Annotated in this window: 4 protein-coding genes and 1 pseudogene; 1 reads left to right on the top strand and 4 read right to left on the bottom strand. The window is 58.8% G+C overall.

Annotated elements, in window-relative coordinates:
- The 4 genes from NW835_RS06585 to NW835_RS06570 all read right to left on the bottom strand — a co-directional run.
- On the bottom strand, positions 1–507 hold a 507-nt coding region (locus NW835_RS06585), incomplete at its 3' end, for a Gfo/Idh/MocA family protein (protein ID WP_414414853.1).
- Between the two features lie 318 nt (positions 508–825).
- On the bottom strand, positions 826–1,428 hold the full coding sequence (locus tag NW835_RS06580) for a (2Fe-2S) ferredoxin domain-containing protein (protein ID WP_414414842.1): 603 nt from the start codon (positions 1,426–1,428) through the stop codon (positions 826–828).
- Complete coding sequence (locus NW835_RS06575; RefSeq protein WP_414385149.1) at positions 1,412–1,684, bottom strand: Asr1405/Asl0597 family protein; 273 nt, start codon at positions 1,682–1,684, stop codon at positions 1,412–1,414. Before NW835_RS06575 ends, NW835_RS06580 begins: the two co-directional genes overlap by 17 nt.
- A 139-nt stretch (positions 1,685–1,823) precedes the next feature.
- Entirely contained in the window at positions 1,824–2,375 is a 552-nt protein-coding gene (locus NW835_RS06570; protein WP_414414841.1) for a Dps family protein, read from the bottom strand.
- Between the two features lie 240 nt (positions 2,376–2,615).
- Between NW835_RS06570 and NW835_RS06565 the strand changes: the two are divergent.
- A pseudogene (locus NW835_RS06565) lies at positions 2,616–2,828 on the top strand (GTP-binding protein); the annotation flags it as partial.

Genomic DNA, 2,828 nt, shown 5'->3' with positions numbered 1-2,828 from the left:
CCCCATGAGGGGGAAGCCAAACAGCTCAGGCCGGTAGGTCCAGCGGTCGGGGGCGGGGTGGGTGGCGGTGAGGGTGATGTAGCGGACGGCAAACAACTTGCCCAGCCCTTCCAGCTCCCCCCTCAGCAACAGGTGGATGCCGCTGAGGAGCTCGATGTGCTCCACGTGCAACAGCAACCGCCGCTCGGCTGCCAATTGCACCAGCGACCGGGCTTCGGCAAGGCTGAGGGCAAGAGGATATTCAACGACAGTGTGGATCCCTGCTTCCAGCGCAGCGCGGGCAATGGCCCCATGATCCCGATTGATGGTGCTGACAAAAACCAGATCCAGCCGCTGCTCGCGGAAGAGAGAAGACCAGTCGAAATAGGCAACAGCCCCAAACTCGGCGGCAAAAGTAGCACTCCGCTCGGGGGATCGACCGACAACAGCCACAATCTCCACTTGCCCATCTTTGCGCAAGGCCTCAGCCCGTGAGCGAGCCGCGTAGCCGGTGCCGATGATCCCCACTCGCAAGGTCTGTTCCCTCTCCTAGCCTGCCTCTGTTTGTAGCATCACACAGACAAGGATCCCTTGTACTACCTAGCCATCAGGATCTCGCTTCACCCCAGGGAAACTCCTGCTGCACCCCTTTATTTCAAGCAGCAATAAAACCTCTCGTCACATCGCTATTGCTGCGCAACGCTGTCGCGAACGCGTCTCCCTAACTCCCCTCTCCCTGAGGGAGAGGGGGCGGGGGTGAGGACATCAATTGTGGCCCGCCACCAGTGAAAATTAAGCGAAAAGTCAAGGGAAATCCGCTCGCCCGTGGGGGGATCAGCATGAGCGTCAGGAGGAAGCCGCCGTCTCAACCTGCTGTCCCTGCAACGAAGCAATCGGAAAATGCCGCTCCAACAAAGCCGGGATCTCTTGCGAAGAAACGCCGCTGTAGCGAGCCTTGTCGGGCAGGAACACCACGTTCGGCCCCCGTTTGCAGTCCTTCAGGCAGCCCACCCCCTGCACGCGGATGCCCCCATAGGCTGCTAGGTGAGCCTGCAGAGCCTGCATCACCTCCAGCGCCCCCCGCCGACAGCAGTCGGACTTCTGGCAGACCAAGACGACCCCTTTTCTCGCTTCCTCCGATCCGGGAGCGGCCTTCGGGGAAGACATGGCTGCTACCGGGGAAGCCTGGACAGGAACCACGCGGTAGAGCACCCATTTCTCCCGCCCCTTGAGCAGATCCACTTCCCGCTCCCCCGCAATCTGCACCCTATCCCCTGGCTTGAGGCTGCGGTAGAGCTCAGAGCGCAGCGGCTTGGGGATCTTGCCGGCAAACACTTCCGCTCCGGCCTGCCAGCGCAAATACTTGAGCTTGCCATCCTTATCGGGAAGAAATCCCAGGAACTGACCTTCTGACTCAAACGGGATCCTTTGCTTAGCCAACTTGCTCATCTTGTCCCCCAGGCTCGGTGTTGAGCTGCCAACACGTCTCTAGGCTGTCCAATAACTCCCGCCGCCGCGCCGTGTATTGGCGGATCACGCTGCGCACCTGCAACAGGGCCAGAGGCGTGTCCACCTGCACCTGTAAATGGCCATCTCCTGCACAGACCGCCGGGATCCCCAACTCCACCAGCCGCCGCCCAATGCGCCAGCGTTCCCCTAAGGGGATCTGCAAACAATAGCTGCCCTCAAAAGATACAGGGTTCATGGCTAGGAGCAAAACCTCGGCAAATAAATCTAAACCCAATCGGGCAGTAATGATATGAATTTTCAACAAATGCTTACAAAAATAAGCCCTCAGGCCTAAGGACAGGTCACCTGGCCGGCGAACCTGCCCCAGATCCTGACTAAGCTCTGCCGTCCATCAAGCCAAACACTAGGCTGTCGTTGGCCAGGAAGTGGTTGAGGTGGAAGGCCCGGTCTTCCGTCTTGAGCAGAATCTGCTCGTAGAGGTAGCGGGTGGCGCGATCCCCTAGGCTTTCCGCTTGGGCGGCTTGGCGCCGCAGCAAATCGATGATGGCCTGCTCTGCCGCCAGGTCATTTTGCAACATTTGCCGCGCCTCAAAAGCGCCATCCGGCTCAGGGGTAAAGCAGCAGAGGCGGGCCAAGGTAGCGAAGGTGGCTACCGGCACACTCCCCAAACCTTCGAGGCGCTCTCCCAGGTCGTGGACATGTTCCCTCACCTGCTCGTAGTGATCCTTGAACAATTGGTGTAGCGGGTAGAACTCGGTGCCCTCCACCACGAAGTGATGCTTCTGGTACTGCAAGTACAGCCCTTGGAAGCTGGCCAGAAGGGCGTTCATCCCCTCGCAGATCGGCTGGGTCACCTCCAGGCCGAGGGAGACAGGGTTGTTGCGCACGCTGTTGAAGGACTGGCGCAAGGTTGAGGTTTCAGACATAGGGCAAGGTTCTCCGAAGTAAGAGAGCTAGTTGTCCAGCCTACTCGAGTGGACAGATCCAGGGTTTCTTGGGGCTATCCTCACCCCAGCATAGTCTAACTCAACAGTTCTTGTGAATAGCTCTCAACAAAGTGCTTGTTGCAGCAGAACCGGTGGGCTGGTCAGGGAGTAGCCGCATCTTCCCGATTTACACTGGACTGGGAGCGTTAGCCCAGTTGATCCCGTACCTGGAGATGGAGCATGTCGCAAACGGAGCCAGAAAGCCACTCCTGGATAGAAAAACTGATTCGCCTAACCCATCAAACAGTTGCGCGGGCTGGGGGGAAACCGCAGGAACCTTGGGATTGGGCTGGCCACCTGTTCAAAGAGAGCCTGCTGGAAGCAGAGGCAGAAATGGGCCACTGTAATGTCCTGGTGATTGGCAAAAGTGGGGTGGGCAAAAGCACCTTGGTC

The organism is Synechococcus sp. OH2 (assembly GCF_047462155.1).
Lineage (GTDB): Bacteria > Cyanobacteriota > Cyanobacteriia > Thermostichales > Thermostichaceae > Thermostichus.
This window is presented reverse-complemented; position numbering and strand designations above follow the sequence as displayed.

Excerpts from the sequence above, each read along its gene's own strand:
- NW835_RS06570 (WP_414414841.1), bottom strand. The coding sequence starts at position 2,375 with ATGTCTGAAACCTCAACCTTGCGCCAGTCCTTCAACAGCGTGCGCAAC.
- NW835_RS06580 (WP_414414842.1), bottom strand. The coding sequence starts at position 1,428 with ATGAGCAAGTTGGCTAAGCAAAGGATCCCGTTTGAGTCAGAAGGTCAG.
- NW835_RS06575 (WP_414385149.1), bottom strand. The coding sequence starts at position 1,684 with ATGAACCCTGTATCTTTTGAGGGCAGCTATTGTTTGCAGATCCCCTTA.